This is a genomic window from Faecalibacterium faecis, from assembly GCF_040096475.1.
GTDB lineage: Bacteria > Bacillota > Clostridia > Oscillospirales > Ruminococcaceae > Faecalibacterium > Faecalibacterium taiwanense.
This window is the reverse complement of the sequence record NZ_JBBMEP010000004.1, coordinates 126,401-147,148: the sequence shown is the minus strand read 5'-3', so window position 1 is coordinate 147,148 and position 20,748 is coordinate 126,401. Positions and strand designations below refer to the sequence as shown.

Genomic DNA, 20,748 nt, shown 5'->3' with positions numbered 1-20,748 from the left:
TGACACCGTAGGCGGCCACACCGTTCTCACCGGCCAGACGCAGCAGCTGGTAGTTGTACAGGATATTGACTCCGCAGACCGCCCGGCATTGCTCTATTAAAATTATTTTTCCGCTATTCATGCCCAAAGCGCACGCGGCGGACATTCTAAATTGTTGTGTTACATCCGGATCTTCTGTGCCGCGCGTGCAATGGACGCAAGCAGAGCCACCAGCCGCTTTTCGTCCATCTGGCCGCAGTAGCTGGTGAAGGTGTAGTAGCAGCCCTGCACGCAGAAGGAAAGCACGATCTTACGCACCACATCGGCATCAAACGAGGGGTCGCTCTCCGAGATGCATTTGCTCATTGCAGCTTCCACGCGGTTGATGAACAGTCCCTGACGGGAGCCGGAAAACAGAATGCCGATCTCGGTCTGATTCCGGGTAAACGCCCGGAACATTTCCCGGGTCAGCCACTCGGTGCGCTCGCTTACATCACGGGCGGTCAGCTGCGGCAGGCTTTCCACCACCACCTCCACCATTTCGTCCTCCATGGCGTTGGCCAGCGCATAGATATCCTGATAATGCGCATAAAAGGTGGACTTATTGATGCAGGCCAGATCGCACAGTTCCTTGACCTTGATCTTTTCCAGCGGTTTCTGCGCCCGCAGCTCCATGAATGCCTGCTTGATGGCACGCTCCGTTTTTTCAATGCGAATATCCAGAAAACCCACCTCTTTTGCTTTTTCGTTGATTATCCAACCATTTTCCTGTTTTGCGGATAGACAAGGCCCTCAGCCTTTTTTATACTGGGTCTATCCCCATCCGCATCACTCCTTGCGGTACAGGATACCTTTTTCTTCCAGCTCTTTTTTGATGCGCTCAAAGCTCCCGGCATCCGGGCAGTGCAGGGTGTGCAGATGCACGCCGCCGGTCATGCGGCTCAAAAGCGCTTCCGGCGTGTCCTTGGCCTGCTGGATGAAGTTGTCCACATCGTAGCGGCTGGCAAGGTTCAGGTTGCCGCGCAGCTCGCCATACAGGCTGTTCTCCACGGCCACATCCACCACGATGCCGCCCTGATCCACCACGGTGTACAGCTCGGTGCGCATCTCGTCCTCGGTGCTGTGCACGCAGGCCAGAATGGCGGTATAGCCTTTTTCCGCCGGATGCAGCTGATAGCCCCGGGGCGTTGCATCGATCTGCGCACCGCCTGCCCGCAGCAGAGCCACATCCCCCACCACGATCTGGCGCGAGACCCCCAGCAAAGCCGCCAGTGCGCTGGCACTGACCGGTGCTTCGGCCCCGCTGAGCCGTTTCAGAATGGATTCTCTGCGCTGCGCTGCATTCATGGTTTTCAAAGCTTCCTTTCCGCTTTACGGTATTATGCTCTTATTGTAGCAAAAGACGGCGGATCATGCAAGAATGCGTTTACTTTTCCAGCTGCAGGATGGTAGCATAATTGGAGGGCAGCTGCACTTTCATGCGGCCCCACTCCATGCTGGTCAAAACGGGCTGTGCGCCCACCGTGTCGGCCAACAGGTCCTTTGCAGCGGATGCCTCCACCGGCAGCTGAAATTCCAGCTGTGCGGGACTGTCGCCGTTGTTCAGCACCACGACGCAGGCCTTTCCATCCAGCACCCGGGCAAAGGCATAGCACTGGGTGGTGAGCTGCAGCTCTTTCACCTCGCCGTCGGTCAGCTCCGGCAGCTCCGCCTTCAGTCTGCCCAGTGCGGCATACACGCTGGTGACAGGGTTGGTGGTCTCAGCGTCCCTGAAGTCGGAAAGTTCCAGGCAGGGGCGCAGCGGCCAGTCGCTTCCCCACTCTTTTTTGCCTTCAATGCCAAATTCTGAGCCATAATAGATGGACGGAATGCCCCAAAGCGTATATACTAGAATTGCAATGTGGCGGATGTGCTCCCGGTTGCGCAGCTTGTTGGGCAGGCGCTCCACATCGTGGTTGTCCGAGAACAGATACAGCCGGGTATCGTGGCACAGGCCCTGCAGACGGCGCATGGTGTGGGCGATCTCGAAATAGTTGTGGTCGTTGTGGCCGCTCCACAGGCCCTTGTGCAGCTCGTAGTTGGTCACCGAGTGCAGCATCTCCGGGTTTGCCCAGCGGCTGTAATCGCCGTGGATCACCTCGCCCATGAGCCAGAACTCTGGCTTTACCTCGTTGGCAAGGCGGCGCAGACCGCGCATAAAGTCAAAGTCCAGCACATCGGCTGCGTCCAGACGGATGCCGTCAATGTCAAATTCATCCACCCAGAAGCGGATGGTATCGTAGTGGTAGTTCTGCACCTCCGGGTTGCGCTGGTTCAGCTTGACCAGCAGATTGAAGCCGCCCCAGTTTCCGTAGGAAAAGCCGTCGTTGTACTCGTTGTTGCCCCAGAAATTCACATCGCAGAACCAGTCCTTATAGCGGGCGTTCTCGCGGTTTGCCTTCAGGTCCTGAAACGCAAAGAAATCGCGGCCCACATGGTTGAACACGCCGTCCACGATCACCTTCTGTCCCCGGGCATGGCACCGGGCCACAAAGTCCTTGAATTCTGCGTTCGTGCCAAGGCGGCGGTCTACCAGCCGGTAATCGATGGTGTCGTAGCCATGGGAACCGCTCTCGAACAGCGGGCCGATATAAATGGCCGTGCAGCCGATGTCCGCTGCGTGCTCAGCCCATGCGTTCAGTTTATTAAACGCGCCGGGCACCGCCTGCCCATCGTTCTCGTGTGCGCAGCCGCACAGCCCCAGAGGATAGATGTGATAAAATACCGCGTTGTCATACCAAGCCATTGTTCATACCGCTCCCATACAAAAAAATCAGCCTCCGCCCACTGCGGCGGCAGGAATAGTATAGCACAGAATCTGTAAAGCATGTTAATATTTGCTGATTTTTGTCAAGAATTTACAAGAATATCAGCCACTATGCCCCATTTCGTCTTGTTTTTATTGGATATATTGCCCAAACACCTGTGTCACATGCAGTGCCGCCGGGCGCTGCCTATCATAGAATGTAAGGAGATCTTTGCATGAATTACCCCGCCATTCCCCGTGAATTCTTCAATGGAGACTGCTTTGATGCCTACCGCATCCTTGGTGCGCATCCCTGCTCCGACAACGGCACCAAAGGGTGGCGCTTTGCGGTGTGGGCCCCCGGTGCCACAGCAGTGGAAGTCTGCGGCGGCTTCGACGGCTGGGAGGCAGGCGTGCCCATGGAAAAAGCCGATACCGGCGTGTGGAGCGCATTCGTCCCCGGCCTTGCAGAGGGCGACCTTTATAAATACCGGGTGCATGGTGCCGACGGCAGTGTGGTGATGCGCAGCGACCCCTACGCATTTTCCACCGAGCTGCGGCCGGGCACGGCCAGCCGTCTGGTAAAACTGGACTTTCATTTTGATGACAGTGCATGGATGGAGCGCCGCGACAAATGCCGCAACCGCCCGCTGAACATCTACGAGATGCATGTTGGCAGCTGGCGGCACAAGCCCGGCAGCAAGCAGGAGGACGGCTCAGACGGCTGGTACAACTATGAGGAGCTGGCCAAGGAGCTGATTCCCTGGCTGCTGGACCATCACTTTACCCATGTGGAGCTGCTGCCGCTGGCCGAACATCCCTTCGATGGCAGCTGGGGCTACCAGACCACCGGCTACTTTTCCGTTACCAGCCGCTACGGCACTCCCGCCCAGTTTGCCGGCTTCGTCAACGCCTGCCACCGCATGGGCATCGGCGTCATCATGGACTTTGTGCCGGTGCACTTTGCCGCCAACGCCGACGCTCTGGCAAAGTTTGACGGCACCCACCTCTACGAGTACGACAGCGATGTGGGCCACAGCGAGTGGGGCACCTGCAACTTCAACTACTACCGCCGCGAGGTGTGCAGCTTTTTGAACAGCGCTGCCGCCCTGTGGATGGACGTATACCACTGCGACGGTATCCGTATGGATGCCATCTCCCGCGCGCTGTACTGGCAGGGCGACCCGAACCGCGGCGTGAACGAGGGTGCCGTGAACTTTCTGCGCAGCCTGAACCACGGCCTGAACGAGCGCTGGCCCACCGGCATCTACACCGCCGAGGACTCCACCAACTTCCTCAAGGTGACAGCACCCACCCGCTACGACGGCGTGGGCTTCGACTACAAGTGGGACATGGGCTGGATGCACGACACACTGGACTATTTTGCCACCCCCTTCGGTGAGCGGCCAAATGCCTACGGCAAGATCGTTTTCAGCATGCACTACTTCTACAACGAGCTGTATCTGCTGGCGCTGAGCCACGACGAGGTGGTGCACGGCAAAAAGACCATCATCGATAAGCTGTGGGGCACCTATGCGGAAAAATGCGCCCAGCTGCGCACCCTCTATTTTTATATGTACATGCACCCGGGCAAGAAGCTGAACTTCATGGGCAACGAGATGGGACACTTCCGGGAGTGGGACGAAAAGCGGGAGCTGGACTGGGATCTGCTGAAATATCCCTTCCACGATGCCTTCCAGAAATACTTTGCCCACCTGAGCCGGGTCTACTCCACCGAGCCCGCCCTCTACGATGGCGAGTACAACCCCGACTGCTTTGAGTGGGTGGCCTGCGAGAGCCGCAACGAGGGCGTGTACGCATGGCTGCGCAAGGGCCGGGGCGAAAGCCTGCTGTGCATCATGAACACGCAGGACCACGCCCACAAAAAGTTCCCGCTGTATCTGCGCTTTCCCTGCAGTGCCGAGGAGGTGCTGAACACCGAATCCCCCGAGTGGGGCGGTGCACTGAAGGGCCGCCGCAAGACAAAGCTTCACACCACCGATGGCGGTGTGTTTGGTCGGGACTATACCCTTACAGTAGACCTGCCTGCCATGGGCAGCTGCCTGCTGCGCCTTGCGCCGGAGGCCCCGAACCCCGATGCGGCCCGCATCAGCGCCAACAAGGCCCTGAACGCAAAGCGCCGCGCTGCCCGCAGCACAAAGGCCGCAGCCAATTCCAACAAGTAATATTCGTTTTAAAATGTCCCGTCTGCGTTCAAAGCGGCGGGACATTTTGTTGTTTTCCGTGCACAGCGGCTGGACAGTGCAGATTTTGCTTGCTATACTGTAGCTGTGATATTCTGCAGCTGAGAGGTTTTTGGGATGAGTGGAATCGTTTCCCGTCTGTCTGTCCTTGGCAAGGTCTGGCTGGGCCTTGCTGCCGGGGCGCTGGCGCTTATCGTATTCGGCCTTGCCGCACCGGGCAGCGGCCTGTTTTTCCCGTTGCTGAGCCTGTGGTGCAATGCAGCGCTGTTTGCACTGGCGCTGCTGGTGCTGCGCCGGGCCGGTGTGGAGCTGGACCTGTTCCACAAGGCGGTGCTGGTGGGCCTGTGGGCAGCGGCCGTGCTTTACTTTTACTGGACCCTCGGCAGCCGCACCTTCCTCTACCACTGGGACTACGTAAACTACATTCTAAAGCAGTATCATGCCGAAGCCGCCTTTGCCCAGAGCACAGGCGCAGGCTTCCGGTTTCTCCTCGATTCCATCACCGAGGACTATACGAATTTCATCACCCTGTTCACCGAGTTCCCGTTCTGCCTGAGCGGCAAGACCGGCGATGACTACGCATTCTGTCAGGTATTCAGCGTACTGCCCAGCCTGCTGGTGCTGCTGGCGGGCCTGACGGTCAAGGTGGGCCGGATGCTACGGGTAAAGAACCGGTTCTGGTATTTCCTCATCGGCTTTTCGTGGTGCGCTACCTTCCCGTTCGTGCGCATGTCGGCGGTGCTGGGCCAGCCGGACTGGTTCGGGCTGATCTTTGCCTTCATGCTTATGCTGCTTACACTGGACTACCGCTTTGACGGCATCGACCTGCCCCGCTATCTGCTCATCTTCGCCGCCACGGCGGGCATCATCCTCACCCGGCGCTGGTACTTATATTTTGTGGTGGGCTACTGCTTTGCCTACGTGCTGATGCTGGCAGTTTCCAGCATCCGGCTGGCAAAAGATGGCCAACCCAGCCGCGCTGTGCACCGCATGGTACGGCTGGTGGCGTTCGGCCTGTGTGCGGCCGGGGCCATGGTGCTGCTGCTTCTGCCCATGGTGCGCAAAATTTTAAGCTTTGACTACGCCGGGCGCTACTCTTACTACAACTTCGGCGGCATCACGCTGGAGCTGGCCGCACAGACACTGCGCATCGGTTTACTGAACTTCATCCTCATCGGAATAGGGCTGTGGTTTGCCGCAAAACGCCGTCTGCCTGCCCTGCCCTGTCTTGCAGGGGCAGAGCTGCTGGTGAGCCTTGTGCTGTTCACCCGGGTACAGAACACCGGCTCCCACCAGATGCTGCTGTTCGTGCCTGGGTGGCTGCTGCTGTTCCTCGTTGGTTCCGCCGCACTGGCCGACGGCCTGAAAAAGCACACCGCCGTCAAGCTCTTCTACTGGGGCTTTACCATGGTGTTTGCGGTGTCCGTGCGCTGCTCGCCGCTGACCACCGTTGCTCTGCCGGGCTTTGTGGTGGATCATTTTCCCCTCAAGGCCGTGTCGGAATTCGTCCGGCTGGACAAGCTCACCTACGACCGCACCGATGCCGCCCAGATCCAGCGCGTGGACGACTGGATCGATGCCCACTGCGATGCGGAAAAGGGCGAGTTCGCCTACATGATCCCCCACGATATGCTGTACAACTCGGACATATTCCAGTACGCCGCCCTGCCGGACATCCAGCTGCAGGGCAAGCTGGCCGCCGGCATCTCCATCCCGGGCACCCACGAGTTCCCGGTGCGGTTCTTTGAGGCGAAGTATGTGCTCACTGCAGAGCCGCTCCCCCAGACCTTTGTCAGCGGTGGCGAGCTTTCCGGCCGGTGGAATGCCCTCTTCTGCGCCGCGCGGGATGAGCACTTTACGCAGGCCGCCAGCTTTGACATGGGCAACGGCACCGTGTTCACCGTGTGGGAGCGCACCGAGCCTGCCGACCGGGCTGAGGTGGAATATTATCTGGATGCCTTCGCGCAGGAGGATGCCCTCTACCCCGAAATGTTCTCGCAGGTGGCGGAAGCCTGGCTTGCCGGACATGGACTTTGAATTGCAAACGCTTTGGATATAAAAGGAGTATTTCCCATGGAACAGAATGCAAACGCCCTGCCCAAGGTCACGCTGGGCCAATACAAGGGGCTGGAATTCACCCGCCGGGTGCGCCCGGTATCGGAAAAGGCCGTGGAGCTGGAGGCGGCGAACCTCACCCGCACCCGCGCCCCCTTTGCACCGGTGGAAAAGTCCGCCGCGCGCGGGATGCGCGTCACGCTGGATTTTGAGGGCTTCATGGACGGCGCGCCCATCCCGGAAAGCAAAATGGAAAATGTGACCGTGGTGCTGGGCACCGGTCAGCTGATGCCCGCCGCCGAGGATGCCGTGTACGGCCACAAAGCAGGCGAGAGCTTCCGATTCGATTTTACCTATCCCGCCGAGTTCCGGGTGCCGGAGCTTTCCGGCAAGACGGCGCAATTCGCCATCACCCTGCACACCGTGGAGCAAAAGCAGCCTGTACCGCTGGACGATGCCTTTGCCAAGACACTGGGCTTTGATACGGTGGATGCCCTGAAGGAGAGCATCCGCGAAAAGAAGCGCCGCTCCCACGAGGCCAACGCCGACCGAATTGCCGGAGCCGCCCTGCTGGGCATGGCCGGTGCCAACCTGACGGCGGAGCTGGATAACGCCATTCTGGACCAGAATGCCGACCATGACATGAACGCCCTGCGCGAACGGCTGCGCCGCAGCAAAATGACCATGGAGCTGTACTGCAAGGCAGGCCAGACCACACCGGACGAGGTGCGCGCCGCCTTCCGCCGGGATGCCGAGCGCAAGATGCGCAGCATCCTTGCGGTGCAGGCCATAGCCAAGGCCGAACAGATCACCGTGTCCAACGCAGAGGTGGATGCCGAGTACGTCCGCCTTTCCAAGCTGCACGATACCCCGGAAGCCGAGATCCGCAATGTGCTCAGCCGGGACGCTGTGGCCTCTGCCGTGACCACTCAGAAGGTGCAGCGTTTCCTGATCGACCACGCAAACATCACTTCGGTTGTGGAAAAGGAGTAAACTATGGGCTTTTTTACACGCACCGCGATGGATATGCTGATGAAAACTACCCATCCCGAGATCAACCGCCGCCAGTGCTGGAACCTGCATCCCCATCGCAAGCCCTGCACCGAGTGCAAGGATATCTGCCCCTATGGCGAACAGATCTTTACCCGCCCGAACCTTGTGAAGGACTGGGACCCCTGTACCGAGTGCGGCCTGTGCGTCTCTGCCTGCCGCAGCGGCTGCATCATCCCTTCGCCGGAGCAGGTGCAGCGGGACACCTCTGCCGCCGATACCGACAATGACACCATCTGGATCGGCTGCGAAAAGTCCACCCGCAAAAATTCCATGGTGCGCACCTGCATCTCTGCCCTCACATGGGAGACACTGGCCTACCTTGCCCTGAACAAAAAGATCGTGCTGGACCTGACCCCCTGCGGTGAATGTGAGAACGACCTGTGCGCCGCCCAGCTGCGCAAGGAGCTGACAAGGCTTGTGGATTTCTTTGGCCAGCCCATGTTCGAGGCACGGTTCACTCTGGCCTACGAGCCGGACGAAGCGCTCTACCACGTAAAGGAGCTGAGCCGCCGCGAAATGTTTGAGCAGGTGAGCCACGGCTCCAAAAGTGGCACCAAAAAGCTGCTGCAGATGCTGCCCGGCCTGCACAGCGAGGACGACGGCGGTGTGGATTTCCGCCTTTTGCTGCACCAGCGCACAAAGCAGCTGAAGGCATCCATGGAAACGCCGCTGAAGTACGGCTACTACCTGCCCAACTTTACCGATAAATGCTTTGGCTGCGGCAAGTGCGAAAAGGCCTGCCGCGCCGGTGCGCTGAAGCTGGAGGATCTGCCCGACGGCCAGACCCGCATCGTCATCACGCCGTGGAAGTGCAGCGAGTGCGAGGTGTGCGTGGCCTCCTGCTCCAACCATGGCATCAACGGCATGAAGCTGCGCCAGCTCACCACCCTTGGCCCGGTAAGTGTACACAAATGCACCAAGACCCTGTGCAAGGAATGCGGCAAGCCCATTGCGCCGGGCAGTGTGGATGGTGTGTGCACCGTGTGCCGCATCAAGGCCCGCACCAAAAAGCGGCAGGAAGAAGCCGCTGCCAAGGCAAAGCAGCTGCGTGAGGAGCGCGAAGCCAAAAAGGCTGCAGAGGAAGCCGCCAAGGCAGCAGCCGAAGCCGGTGCCGACGCTGCTGAGACAGCTGTACAGACGGCTGCCGCCCCCGCAGAAACCGCTGCGGCCGCTGCCGTGCCTGCTGCGGCCGGTTCCGTGATCACAGCACTGACCCCGGAAAAAGCAGCCCCCGCCGCGCTGGACGAAACCCCTGCTGCCGCACCGGAAAACACCGCAGAAAAGGATGTGCCCGACACACCGAAAAACGATTGACGGCGCACAGATTCAATGCTATACTGACCATAAGACCACGCACCGTGGCCACCGACTGTTACAAAGGGGTAACGGAGCTATTTCCGTTACCCCTTTCTTATCCCAAAGCACGAAGCAAGCTTTTGCCAAGATCTTACGAAAGAAGGATTTTACTATGGCTCATTCCATCTCCCGCCGCCAGTTCCTGCAAGGCAGCGGCGCAGCCGCCCTTTCTGTAGCAGCGGCTGGTCTGCTGAGCAGCTGCGGCGGCTCTTCCGCTTCCAATGGCGGCAGCACCGGCGCTGCCGGCAGCAGCTCCACCTACACCGTGCTGTATTCCCGTCAGCCCGCCACCCTGAACTATCTGGTCTGCTCAGCTGACCCGGACCTTTACCACGGCACTCAGTGCATCGACACGCTGGTGGAGTACGACAACCGCGGCAAGATCCGGGAGGGCCTTGCCACTGCTTGGGAGTGGGATGCCGACAGCCTGACATGGACGTTCCACCTGCGGGATGAGAACTGGGTGGACTGCAACGGCGAGGTGCTTGGCCCTGTGACCGCGCAGGACTTTGTGGATGCGCTGGCCTATGTGCTGAACCCGGACTACGCTTCCTCTACTGCAAGCCTTGTCACCCCCTATGTGGCCGGTGCGGACGACTACTATAACTACTGCGTTTACCGCAACAACGCCAATAACGGCACCGTGGCCGAGGACGGCACTACCTACGCCATTGATGCCAACGGCACCGTGACCGCCGCTGCCGCCGACGGCACCACCACCGAATACCCGGCTGTGGATTTTTCCACCGTGGGCGTGAAGGCTGTGGACGAGCACACCCTGACCTACACCCTGAACTTTGATTTCCCGGGCTTTCTCAGCCTGTTGAGCTACGCTCCCTACGAGCCCGCCTACGGCCCGCTGCTGGAGGAGTTTGCCGACCAGTTCTGCACCAGTGCCGAGACCGCCTGCAGCTGCGGCGCGTTCTATCTGGCCGAGTACACTCCGCTGGAAAACTGGGTGATGAAGAAGAACCCCGAAAACTACGATGCCGACAGCGTTTACATCGACACGGTGCGCTACATCTACAATCAGGAAGAGCTGATCAGCGGCCCGGAGATGGTCAAGCGCGGCGAGATCGATCAGGCTACCATCAGCTCCGACATTCTGGACAGCTGGCTGGCCGACGACACCACCAAGGACATGGTTTCCATGGAGCGCCCGGAAACCGGCAAGAGCTACTTCTACATCTTCAACTTCCTGCCCTACCGCCACGAATTTTCCAACTGGACCGTGACCGGCGTGGATGCCCAGTACGAGCCGGACAATTGGGCCAAGGCCATCAACTCCACCAACTTCCGCAGGGCTTTCCTGTATGCCATCAATCCCTCCGTCACGCTGGCCGTCACCGCGCCGGAAGGCTACGATAACTACAAGCTGCACACCATCACTCCGCCGTCCTTCTGTGCCAACAGCAAAGGCGTGGATTATACTGAGTGCGGCGGCCTTGCAAACCTCTCCGACTTCTTTGACGAAGCCAAGGCCAAAGAGTACCGTGATGCCGCCGTGGAAGAGCTGACCGCCGCCGGTGTCACCTTCCCCATCAAGATTCAGTATCCGTACAACCCCGCTGTGGTGGACTGGGACAAGCAGTGTCAGGTGTTCAAGCAGCAGGTGGAAGCCGTGCTGAACGACGGCTTCGACTTCATCAGCATCATCATCACGCAGGGTCCGTCCGACAACTTCCTGAACGCGGTGCGCCGGGTGGGTGCCTACCAGCTGATGTCCTACTACTGGGGTGCCGATTACTCCGACCCCGAGACCGAGGTGTACCCCTTCTATCAGGAAGCCGGCGACCGCGGCACCTGCTACAGCTTCCTGCGCACCGGCGTGGAGGACGGCATCGTGACCGGCGAGACCGCCGACCTCGTGATGCAGTACATGTCCATGGTGGAGAACGCCAAGACCATCACCGAGGATCTGGATGCCCGGTACGAAGCCTTTGCGGATGCCGAAGCCTTCCTCATTGAGAACGCACTGGTCATCCCGCTGGGGATGCCGGTGCCGCCCTACATTGCCACCCGCCTGAACCTGTGGGAGGGCCAGTACGCGCCCACAGGCCTTTCCACCAACCGTCTGAAGGGCGTGCACATCCTCGACCATTACGTTTCCATGGAGGAGTACAACCAGAACCGCGACGCCCGGTAAAAACTGAATCGGAAACTCCCCCAGTCTGCTGCGCAGACAGCCCCCTCTGGGATGGGGCCTCTGGCGAAACCGGAAACTTTCCCGTCATGCCAAGGGCTCCCTCCCCGAGGGAGCTGGCTTTGCGCAGCAAAGGCTGAGGGAGTTTTTGTTTGCTCCCCATTTTTCCCGCAAAAACTCACAAATCACTTTCCAAACGTAAGATTTTGCGTTATTCTATACTTATCTGTATTTATAAAGAAAAGAGAGGTGCACAGCTATGGTGCAATATCTCGCAAAACGCATCGGGCGCTCCATTCTGACCCTGTTCGTCATTGTGACGCTGGTGTTCTGCCTGCTGCGGCTCATGCCGGTGGAAGGCTACTTTGCAAACTACGAAAAAATGACCGAGGCACAGATCCAGGCCGGGCTGCAGTCCATGGGCCTGCTGGACCCGCTTCCGGTGCAGATCGGCCATTTCTGGCGGGATGCGCTGCACGGTGATCTGGGCGTGAGCCACATTTACAAGCTCAACGCTCCCGTGACCAAGATCCTTGCCCAGAAGCTGCCCATTTCCATCGAAATGGGTGTGCTGGCCATGCTGCTGAGCCTTGTGCTGGGCATCCCGCTGGGCCTTGTCATGGGCCGTTATAAGGGTCGCTGGCCGGATAAGCTGGGCACGGCATTCATCGTGCTCATTCAGGCGGTGCCTGCGGCAGTGTACTTTTTGTATATCCAGATGTACGGCACCACCGCCATGGGCGTGGGCCTGCTGTTCGATGCCGCCAACTGGCGCTATTGGGTGCTGCCGGTGTGCAGCATGAGCCTTGCAAACCTTGCGTTCTACGCCATGTGGCTGCGCCGCTATATGGTGGACGAGAGCAACAAGGACTACGTCAAGCTGGCCCGCGCCAAGGGCGTGAGCGAGAACAATATCGCCCTGCACCACGTATTCCGCAACGCCATGGTGCCGCTGGTGCAGTACATTCCCTCCGCATTCCTGAACACCGTCGTCGGCTCCATCTACATCGAAAGCCTGTACAGCATCCCGGGCATGGGCGGCCTGCTGGTCACCTGTGTGCAGCGCCACGACAATACCATGGTGCAGGGCATCGTGCTGCTGTACGCCTGCGTGGGCATCATCGGCCTGATTTTGGGCGATGTGCTCATGGTACTCATTGATCCCCGCATCAACTTTGGCAAGAAAGAAGGTGGACGCTGATGCTCTCTTTTCTGAAACGCGAAAAATCGAAGCAGCTGGAGGACCAGCTGAATGCTGCTCAGGCACAGCGCCGCACCGGCTGGGAAAATCTGCCGGAGGATGAGCTGTTCACCCCCGCCGGGTTCAGTGAGGAACAGGCCGAAGCCACCGCCAGCTCCAACTACAGCTACTGGGGCAGCACCTTCCGTGCCTTTTTCAAGAACAAGTTCGCCGTGGCCCTGCTGATCGCGCTGGTGGTCGTGGTTGCCTTTGCCTTCATCCAGCCCCACCTGCCCGGTCAGGCAGACCCGAACCTGTGCGCCGTGGACCCTGTGACCGGCATCCAGTACCGCAACATCGCCCCTGGGCAGGACGGCTTTATCTGGGGTTCCAACTCCATCGGTCAGGACCTGTGGGCACGCATCTGGGCCGGTGCACGCACCAGTCTGACTATCGCCTTCTTCGTGGCCCTCATCGAAGCTGTGGTGGGCATTACCGCCGGTGTGCTGTGGGGCTATGTGCGCGGGCTGGACTTTGTGTTCACCGAGTTGTACAACATCTTCGATAACATTCCCACCGCCATCGTGCTGATCCTCATTTCCTATGTAGCCACCCCCAGCATCTGGACCATGGTCCTTGGCATGGCCATCAAGGGCTGGATCGAAATGGCACGCTTCATCCGCAACCAGATCCTCATTATCCGCGACCGGGATTATAATGTGGCTTCCCGCTGCATCGGCACGCCCACCATCCGTATCGTGCTGCGCAACCTGCTGCCCTACCTCGTCTCGGTCATCATGCTTCGCATGGCCCTTACCATCCCGGAAGCCATTGGCAACGAGGTGTTCATCACCTACATCGGTCTGGGCCTGTCCGTGGAGACCCCCTCGCTGGGCAACCTGGTCAACGACGGCCGCAAGGTGATGATGCAGGCCGGGCTGCGCTACCAGCTGCTGTACCCCACCCTCATCCTGAGCTTTGTTACCATTGCGTTCTATCTGATCGGCAACGCCTTCTCGGATGCTGCCGATCCGAAGAACCATCTGCAGTAAGGAGGAGGTATCATGGAACACAACCAGCTCATTCTCTCCGCAAAAGATGTCAACATCCAGTTCAACCTGCGTGGAAAAGTGCTGCACGCCATCCGTGGCATCGATCTTGACCTCTATCAGGGAGAGGTGCTTGCCATCGTAGGCGAGAGCGGCTCCGGCAAGAGCGTTTTTACCAAGAGCTTCATGGGCCTGCTGGATGCCAACGGCTCCATTACCAGCGGCACCATTGATTACTACGGCATGGCGGACGGCAAGCCGCTGCGCCTTTCTGACCTCAGAACCGAAAAGGACTGGCTGCGGGTACGTGGCCGAGAGATCGCCATGGTCATGCAGGACCCCATGACCAGCCTGAACCCGCTGAAGACCATCGGGGCACAGATCATGGAAGCCGTTGCCCTGCATCAGGGCTTAAAGGGTGCTGCCGCCAAGGAAAAAACGCTGGAATACCTGCGGGATGTGGGCATCTCTGACCCGGAAAAGCGCTTTAAGCAGTACCCGCACGAGTTTTCCGGCGGCATGCGCCAGCGTGTGGTCATTGCCATTGCGGTGGCCTGCAGCCCCAAGATCCTGATCTGCGACGAGCCGACCACCGCACTGGACGTGACCATTCAAGCCCAGATTTTGCAGCTTTTGAAGGAAATGCGGTTCAAGTACGATCTGACCATCGTCATGATCACCCACGATCTGGGCGTTGTGGCAAACATTGCAGACCGCGTGGCTGTGATGTACGCAGGCGACATTGTGGAGATCGGCACTGCTGACGAAATTTATTACGATCCCCGCCACCCCTACACATGGGCGCTGCTTTCCAGTATGCCGCAGATGGGCGTGAAGGGCGAGGACCTGTTCAACATCGTGGGCACACCGCCAAACCTGTTTGCGGAAATTCGCGGCGATGCTTTTGCACCCCGCAACCCGCAGGCGCTGAAGATCGATTTTGTCAAGCGCCCGCCTTACTTTAAGGTAACGCCCACCCACAAGGCTAAAACATGGCTGCTGGACCCCCGGGCGCCCAAGATCGAGCCGCCTGCTGCGGTAAAAATGCTGCGAGAGGAGGGGCTGTAAGATGGAAAATGAACGCGAAGTTCTTTTGGAAGTGAACCACCTGAACGTAACCTACGGCTCCGGCAAAAAAGCATATGAAGCTGTGCAGGATGCCAACTTTAAAATTTATAAGGGCGAGACCTTCGGCCTTGTAGGCGAAAGCGGCAGCGGCAAAACTACCATTGGCCGGGCCATCCTGCGCATTCTGCCCACCTCGGGCGGCGAGATCCTTTATAAAGGCCAGAAGATCAACGGCAGAATTTCCCGCCAGCTGGACAGGCAGATCATCAAAGAGATCCAGATGATCTTTCAGGACCCGCAGTCCTCGCTGAACGAGCGCGCCAAGGTGAGCTACATCGTGGGCGAAGGCCTGCAGAACGTCCGGCCTGATCTTTCCACCGCCCAGCAGGAGGAAAAGGTGCGTCAGGCTCTGCTGGACGTGGGTCTGCTGCCGGAATTTGCCTCCCGCTTCCCGCACGAATTTTCCGGCGGACAGCGCCAGCGCATCGGCATTGCCCGGGCCCTGATCGTGGAGCCGGAGTTCATCGTTGCCGATGAGCCCATCAGCGCACTGGATATGTCCATCCGTGCACAGGTGCTGAACCTGCTGCGCCGCCTGCAGAAGGAACGCGGCATCACCTACCTGTTCATCGCCCACGATCTTTCCGTGATGCGCTACATCTCCGACCGCATCGCCGTCATCCACAAGGGCCGCATCGTGGAGCTGGCCGGGGCCGAAGAGTTGACAGCCCACGCCATCCACCCCTATACCCGCAGCCTGCTTTCCGCCATTCCCATGCCGGACCCCCGCCGGGAGCGGCAGAAAAAGCTGCTGGTGTACGACCCCGCCATGCACGACTACTCCAGAGAGGCCCCCCAGTGGCGCGAACTGCGGCCTGAGCATTTTGTACTGTGCAGCGCTGCCGAAGCCGAACAGTGGCTGCCGCGCTGACCCCCGACATTTCGGGAGGAACCGTTGTTTTACGGCACTTTTACGCAACATTCAAAGTTTATTTCTTGACATTCTCCGGCAGCTCCACTACAATAGAATCTGCATCATTGATTCTGATTTTTGAGTTATTAGCGTGTTCTGACCGGCGGCTTTCATCTTCTTTGCAAAGTTGTCGGCTTTTGGCAATGAAAAGAAGAAGAAAGAAAGAAACGAGGACTTTATTCTATGACTACTGAACAGCGTGAACCGCTCTATGCGTCCACTGCGAAGCCCTGGCTGAAGTACTATGACCAGAAATACATCGACATGCCCCTGCCCAAGTGCAGCGCCTTTGAGTATCTCTGCCATCAGAACAAGAACCATCTGAGCGAGACCGCTCTGGAGTATTATGGCCGCAAATTCACCTTTGCAGACCTCTTTGTGAATGTCAAGAAAACCGCGGCCGCCTTCCGTGCTCTCGGCGTGAAGAAGGGCGACATCATCACCGTTGTCAGCGTGATGACCCCCGAGGTGATCTATGCCTTCTACGCTGTCGATATGATCGGCGCAACGCTGAATCTGGTGGACCCGCGCTACAGCGTTGAGGGCATCCACGAGTACATCGAGGAGGTGGATTCCCGCCTGCTGATCTGCCTGAATGTGACCTATGAGCGCTGCCACAAGGCAGAAAAGCGCACCAATGTGGAGCGCGTTCTGGTCATCAGCCCCGCAGACTCTCTGCCGCTGCATCTGGCCGTCGGCTACAAGCTGACCAACCCCGATAAGAACCGCTACAAGTCCAATGTGATCCACTGGAAGGACTTTATTGCACAGGGCAAGGATCAGAGCATGAACGCCGAACCCTACGACCCGCAGCACGCCTGCGTGGTGGTGCACACCGGCGGCACCACCGGTTCGCCCAAGGGCGTTATGCTGACCGACGACTGCTTTAACTCTCTGGCCCACGAATTCATCGCCCAGAGCAACCTGTTCTGCCGCGGCCAGAAGCTGATGAACGTCATGCCTCCGTTCATTGCCTACGGCTATGCCTGCGGCGTGCACATGCCGCTGGTCATGGGCCTGCATGTCGTCATCATCCCCAATCTGGACCCCGACAAGCTGGGCGCACTGATCTGGAAGCACAAGCCCGAGCACATGTTCGGCGTTCCGGCCCACTACCAGCAGATGGCAGCTTCTCCGCTGCTCAAGAAGAAGAAGGATCTCTCCTTCATCCGCAACTATGCCGCCGGCGGCGACTCGCTGCCGCTGGGCGCTGAGCTGACCGTGAACGAGTTCCTGAAGGCACACAACGTGGAGTATCCGCTGGCCAAGGGCTACGGCATGACCGAGGTCGCCTCTGCCGCTACCGTTGCCGCCGGCAACGTGACCAAGCCCGGCAGCGTGGGCATTCCCATGCTGAACACGGTGGTGTCCATTTTTGAGCCTGGCACCGAGACCGAACTGCCCATCGGTGAGCGCGGCGAGATCTGCATCTGCACCCCCACCGTCATGAAGGGCTACTACAATAAGCCCGAGGAGACCGACATGATCCTGCGCCGCCATGCAGACGGCCAGATTTGGGCACACACCGGCGATGTCGGCTACATGGACGAGGACGGCTTTGTGTATCTGGATTCCCGCATCAAGCGCATGATCATCCGTCACGATGGCTTCAAGGTGTTCCCGTCCATGATCGAGAACGTCATCAGCCGCCACCCGGCCGTGCATCAGTGCTCGGTGGTGGGCTGCACCGATAAGGACCATGTGCAGGGCCGCCTGCCCTTCGTCTACGTGGTGCTGGACCCGGAAGGCGACAAGAAAAAGCGCCAGATCGTGCGGGAACTGCGCCAGCTGTGCAATGAAGAGCTGCCGGAGTATGTGCAGCCGGTGGGCTACAAGTTCATCTCCGAAATGCCCTTTACCCCTGTTGGCAAGGTGGACTACCGCAAGCTGGAAGAAGAGATCACTCCCCGCGATTACTGATCCTGAACTTCACCCTGTAATTTTTCAGACACTGAGCTCTCCCGAAAGGGAGAGCTTTTTTGTATGGAAGGAACCGCAGAATACGGACGCAGCGATGGCCGCAATTTTTTGAATTTTGTCAGTTGACAATTTTTACTTTCCATTTTATCATAGAGACAACAGCTGTGCCGCACAGGTGCAGTCATTCCAGAAAGAAGGAATTACAATGAAAAACAAAAAGTTTGCCAGCTTTCTGGCCGCAGCGGCAGCGCTTGTGCTGCTGGCCATGCCTGCATTTGCTGCCGACGAACAGACGGAGCTGCCTGCCGCCGAAGCAGCAGAGGTGCAGCAGGAGCAGACCGCAGCGCCTGCCGAGCAGGAGACCGCCCTGCCCGCCGATGCCCAGACAGCCGGCGAACCGGAGCAGCAGCTCACCTATGTGGCGCTGGGCGACAGCATCACCTCCGGTGTCGGCCTTGCCGATATGAAATACAACATCGCCCAGATCGGCTACGATCTGCAGCCGAACTTTGAGGGCTACCCTTCCCAATGCTACACCGCCCTTGTGGGCAAGGGCCTTGGGCTGGACCGCCAGCACGCGATCAATCTGGGCCTGCCCGGCCTGATGAGCCCTGACATGCTGGATATGGTGCAGAACAGCGCCATGCCCAAGATGAATCAGGCTTCCGGCGCATATTACGTCTACCCGGAATATCAGGAGTATCTGCGCAAGGCCGATATCATCTCCATCCAGATCGGTTCCAACGACGCGCTGGTGCCCTGCATCGTAGGTCTGGGCGAGGCCACCAACTGGAAGAGCGAGCAGCTTGCCGCACTGATGGTCAGCGGTGCCCTGCGTGATTTCAACTTCCAGAAGCTGGGGCTCTTCCTCGAAGCGCTGAACCGTATGACCCTTACCTTTGACGAGAGCCGCGCCACCAACCGCCTGCTGTTCCGCGGCATGGATGAGATCTGCGATCAGGCCTATACCAATGTGACCAACAGTCTGCCGCAGATCGTGGCCGGTATCCGCGCACTGAACCCGGATGCCAAAATCGTGCTGCTGGGCTACACCAATCCGGTGCCTCTGCTGCCCGCATGGAACCGTTATTTCAGCAAATTGAACCGCTTTGCCAAAGACCTTGCCACACAGGAAGGCTTGATCTATGTGGACATTCCCCGTGCGCAGACCGCTGCCGACGGCCACCCCACCGTTAAGGGCCACCAGTACATTGCAAACCAGATTTTGAATGCTCTGAAGTGAGCTTTCCATCAAAAAAGCCTGTCTCATTTTTGCGAGACAGGCTTTTTTTGTTTGCGCTGTTCTGTTTTCAGCTCAGCCGGCCGCTTTCCACCGAAAAGCTGATATCTGCCGCAGCCATGGTAGACTTGCGGTGGGAGACCAACAGCACCGTTTTGTCTTTGCACTCTGCCCGCACAGCCTTGAGGATCACGCCCTCATTCAGGCTGTCCAGATTGGAGGTAGGCTCGTCCAGCAGCAGGAAGGGTGCATCATGCAGGAAGGCACGCGCCACACCGATGCGCTGGCGCTCGCCGCCGGAAAGTGCACCGCCCAGCTCACCCACCGGGGTATCATAGCCCTTGGGCAGGCTGTGGATAAAGCCGTCCAGCGCAGCCTTTTTGCAGGCTGCTTTCACCTCTTCCCGGGTGGCATCCCGCTTTGCAATGCGGATGTTGTTCTCAATGGTATCGTCGAACAGCTCGGTCTCCTGCGTCACAAGGCTTTCCTGTTCGCGCAGGGCGGCGGTGTTCACGCGGCGGATATCCTCTGCGCCAAAGCGGATGCTGCCGCTGGATACATCCCAGAAGCGCATCAGCAGCCGCAGGAAGGTAGACTTTCCGCTGCCGGAGCGGCCGGTGATGCCCACGATCTTCTTTTCCGGAATGGTCAGGCTCAGGTCATGCAGCACCTCCTCATTGGCATAGGCAAAGTTCACATGCTCTGCCGCAGCACCTGCAAATGCGGTGTCTGTGCCGTCGGTCACATCGGCGGTGACGGGCTGTTCGTCCAGCAGGTCCAGCACGCGGTCTGCGCTGGCGAACACCTGCGTCAGGCTGGCACCAAGGTTTGCCAGCGCCACCACCGGGCCAAAGGAGCTGAGGGCCGAAAGGGTGCACACCAGTACGCCCTCCACGCCCATTTTACCGCTCTGGTAAAGGTTCAGGCTCACACCCAGCACGGCCAGCACCGTGAGCAGGATCAAGGTGTTCGTGATGGCCACGGTCAGGCCCTCGCGGTATTTCATCGCCTTCTGCTTTTCGCCCAGCATCTCACTGTGGGCCGTGATGCCCTCGGCGCGGGCTGCGGTGTCCTGATACTGCAGGGTATCCTTCAGGCCGCGCAGGCTTTCCAGCACATAGCTGTTGGTATCGGCCAGTGCCTGACGGTACTCCCGGGCGGCACGGTCGCCGCGCTTTGCGCTCCACACCGGCAGGGCCACGCCCACCAGCAGATAGCCCGCCAGCAGCACCAGCGCAGGCAGGATGTGCCAGCTGCCCACAAAGCCCGTCATGCCGATGACGCAGATGAACGCGATGCAGATGGGCGAAATGGTGTGGGCATAGAACACCTCCAGCGCTTCGATATCGGCGGTGATGAGCGAGATCAGGTCGCCGCGGTCACGGCCTTCCAGCTTTGCAGGGGTCAGACGGCGCAAGGCACCGAACACCTTATCGCGGATCAGGGCCAGCAGCTTGAAGGCGATATAGTGGTTGGATGCCTGCTCTGCATAGCGCAGAACACCGCGCAGCAGCGCAAACACCAGAATGCAGGCAAAGGCCGTGCCCACGGTCCTCACCGGGCTTGCAAGCCCCAGCGCACGCAGGATGCCAAAGCCGCCGAAGATGGTAATGAAGGTGGCGCAGAAGTGGCCTGCCACACCCATCACAATCGCTGCCAGCATAACGGGCAGCATGGGCTTTACCAGTACGATCAGCCGTCCCACAATGGCAAAGGGGCTGCGATGATTGCTCTTGTTCATGC

At 59.1% G+C, this 20,748-nt stretch carries 15 protein-coding genes; 11 read left to right on the top strand and 4 right to left on the bottom strand.

Annotated elements, in window-relative coordinates:
- Nucleotides 1–159: 159 nt before the first annotated feature.
- The 3 genes from WMO17_RS03380 to WMO17_RS03370 all read right to left on the bottom strand — a co-directional run bounded on the left by WMO17_RS03380 (nucleotide 160) and on the right by WMO17_RS03370 (nucleotide 2,764).
- Nucleotides 160–711, bottom strand: coding sequence for a TetR family transcriptional regulator (locus tag WMO17_RS03380; RefSeq protein WP_097776457.1), 552 nt, complete (start codon nucleotides 709–711; stop codon nucleotides 160–162).
- A gap of 96 nt (nucleotides 712–807) precedes the next feature.
- Nucleotides 808–1,326, bottom strand: a complete 519-nt coding sequence (locus tag WMO17_RS03375; RefSeq protein WP_005944532.1) for a transcription repressor NadR — start codon at nucleotides 1,324–1,326, stop codon at nucleotides 808–810.
- Between the two features lie 79 nt (nucleotides 1,327–1,405).
- Nucleotides 1,406–2,764, bottom strand: a complete 1,359-nt coding sequence (locus WMO17_RS03370) for an alpha-amylase family glycosyl hydrolase (RefSeq protein WP_349137478.1) — start codon at nucleotides 2,762–2,764, stop codon at nucleotides 1,406–1,408.
- A gap of 236 nt (nucleotides 2,765–3,000) precedes the next feature.
- Between WMO17_RS03370 and glgB the strand changes: the two genes are divergently transcribed.
- The 11 genes from glgB to WMO17_RS03315 all read left to right on the top strand — a co-directional run bounded on the left by glgB (nucleotide 3,001) and on the right by WMO17_RS03315 (nucleotide 19,008).
- The gene (glgB, locus tag WMO17_RS03365; protein ID WP_349137477.1) at nucleotides 3,001–4,950 is read left to right on the top strand and encodes a 1,4-alpha-glucan branching protein GlgB; all 1,950 of its coding nucleotides are present in this window, start codon (nucleotides 3,001–3,003) and stop codon (nucleotides 4,948–4,950) included.
- A 135-nt stretch (nucleotides 4,951–5,085) separates the two neighbouring features.
- On the top strand, nucleotides 5,086–7,005 hold the full coding sequence (locus WMO17_RS03360) for a hypothetical protein (RefSeq protein ID WP_349137476.1): 1,920 nt from the start codon (nucleotides 5,086–5,088) through the stop codon (nucleotides 7,003–7,005).
- 36 nt (nucleotides 7,006–7,041) lie between these two features.
- Nucleotides 7,042–8,016 carry a trigger factor gene (tig, locus tag WMO17_RS03355; RefSeq protein WP_298638631.1) on the top strand — a complete coding sequence of 325 codons (975 nt, stop codon included), beginning with the start codon at nucleotides 7,042–7,044 and terminating at the stop codon, nucleotides 8,014–8,016.
- A gap of 3 nt (nucleotides 8,017–8,019) precedes the next feature.
- Nucleotides 8,020–9,390 carry a 4Fe-4S dicluster domain-containing protein gene (locus WMO17_RS03350; RefSeq protein ID WP_154255612.1) on the top strand — a complete coding sequence of 457 codons (1,371 nt, stop codon included), beginning with the start codon at nucleotides 8,020–8,022 and terminating at the stop codon, nucleotides 9,388–9,390.
- A gap of 154 nt (nucleotides 9,391–9,544) precedes the next feature.
- Nucleotides 9,545–11,578, top strand: a complete 2,034-nt coding sequence (locus WMO17_RS03345) for an ABC transporter substrate-binding protein (RefSeq protein ID WP_349137475.1) — start codon at nucleotides 9,545–9,547, stop codon at nucleotides 11,576–11,578.
- A 256-nt stretch (nucleotides 11,579–11,834) separates the two neighbouring features.
- Nucleotides 11,835–12,776 (top strand): ABC transporter permease, encoded by a 942-nt coding sequence (locus WMO17_RS03340; protein ID WP_097776451.1) that lies wholly within the window; start codon nucleotides 11,835–11,837, stop codon nucleotides 12,774–12,776.
- Entirely contained in the window at nucleotides 12,776–13,807 is a 1,032-nt protein-coding gene (locus tag WMO17_RS03335) for an ABC transporter permease (protein ID WP_005944541.1), read from the top strand. Before WMO17_RS03340 ends, WMO17_RS03335 begins: the two co-directional genes overlap by 1 nt.
- Before the next feature lie 12 nt (nucleotides 13,808–13,819).
- Nucleotides 13,820–14,872 (top strand): ABC transporter ATP-binding protein, encoded by a 1,053-nt coding sequence (locus WMO17_RS03330; RefSeq protein WP_154255615.1) that lies wholly within the window; start codon nucleotides 13,820–13,822, stop codon nucleotides 14,870–14,872.
- 1 nt (nucleotide 14,873) lies between these two features.
- Nucleotides 14,874–15,803, top strand: coding sequence for an ATP-binding cassette domain-containing protein (locus WMO17_RS03325; RefSeq protein WP_154255616.1), 930 nt, complete (start codon nucleotides 14,874–14,876; stop codon nucleotides 15,801–15,803).
- Between the two features lie 225 nt (nucleotides 15,804–16,028).
- The gene (locus tag WMO17_RS03320; protein WP_120081238.1) at nucleotides 16,029–17,765 is read left to right on the top strand and encodes a class I adenylate-forming enzyme family protein; all 1,737 of its coding nucleotides are present in this window, start codon (nucleotides 16,029–16,031) and stop codon (nucleotides 17,763–17,765) included.
- 205 nt (nucleotides 17,766–17,970) lie between these two features.
- The gene (locus WMO17_RS03315) at nucleotides 17,971–19,008 is read left to right on the top strand and encodes an SGNH/GDSL hydrolase family protein (protein ID WP_349137474.1); all 1,038 of its coding nucleotides are present in this window, start codon (nucleotides 17,971–17,973) and stop codon (nucleotides 19,006–19,008) included.
- Between the two features lie 67 nt (nucleotides 19,009–19,075).
- Here WMO17_RS03315 and WMO17_RS03310 read toward each other — a convergent pair whose 3' ends face one another.
- Nucleotides 19,076–20,746: an amino acid ABC transporter ATP-binding/permease protein gene (locus tag WMO17_RS03310; RefSeq protein ID WP_349137473.1), complete on the bottom strand. Its 1,671-nt coding sequence runs from the start codon at nucleotides 20,744–20,746 to the stop codon at nucleotides 19,076–19,078.
- Between the last annotated feature and the right edge of the window lie 2 nt (nucleotides 20,747–20,748).

Excerpts from the sequence above, each read along its gene's own strand:
- WMO17_RS03375 (WP_005944532.1), bottom strand. The coding sequence starts at position 1,326 with ATGAATGCAGCGCAGCGCAGAGAATCCATTCTGAAACGGCTCAGCGGG.
- WMO17_RS03370 (WP_349137478.1), bottom strand. The coding sequence starts at position 2,764 with ATGGCTTGGTATGACAACGCGGTATTTTATCACATCTATCCTCTGGGG.
- glgB (WP_349137477.1), top strand. The coding sequence starts at position 3,001 with ATGAATTACCCCGCCATTCCCCGTGAATTCTTCAATGGAGACTGCTTT.
- WMO17_RS03360 (WP_349137476.1), top strand. The coding sequence starts at position 5,086 with ATGAGTGGAATCGTTTCCCGTCTGTCTGTCCTTGGCAAGGTCTGGCTG.
- tig (WP_298638631.1), top strand. The coding sequence starts at position 7,042 with ATGGAACAGAATGCAAACGCCCTGCCCAAGGTCACGCTGGGCCAATAC.
- WMO17_RS03350 (WP_154255612.1), top strand. The coding sequence starts at position 8,020 with ATGGGCTTTTTTACACGCACCGCGATGGATATGCTGATGAAAACTACC.
- WMO17_RS03345 (WP_349137475.1), top strand. The coding sequence starts at position 9,545 with ATGGCTCATTCCATCTCCCGCCGCCAGTTCCTGCAAGGCAGCGGCGCA.
- WMO17_RS03340 (WP_097776451.1), top strand. The coding sequence starts at position 11,835 with ATGGTGCAATATCTCGCAAAACGCATCGGGCGCTCCATTCTGACCCTG.
- WMO17_RS03335 (WP_005944541.1), top strand. The coding sequence starts at position 12,776 with ATGCTCTCTTTTCTGAAACGCGAAAAATCGAAGCAGCTGGAGGACCAG.
- WMO17_RS03330 (WP_154255615.1), top strand. The coding sequence starts at position 13,820 with ATGGAACACAACCAGCTCATTCTCTCCGCAAAAGATGTCAACATCCAG.
- WMO17_RS03325 (WP_154255616.1), top strand. The coding sequence starts at position 14,874 with ATGGAAAATGAACGCGAAGTTCTTTTGGAAGTGAACCACCTGAACGTA.
- WMO17_RS03320 (WP_120081238.1), top strand. The coding sequence starts at position 16,029 with ATGACTACTGAACAGCGTGAACCGCTCTATGCGTCCACTGCGAAGCCC.
- WMO17_RS03315 (WP_349137474.1), top strand. The coding sequence starts at position 17,971 with ATGAAAAACAAAAAGTTTGCCAGCTTTCTGGCCGCAGCGGCAGCGCTT.
- WMO17_RS03310 (WP_349137473.1), bottom strand. The coding sequence starts at position 20,746 with ATGAACAAGAGCAATCATCGCAGCCCCTTTGCCATTGTGGGACGGCTG.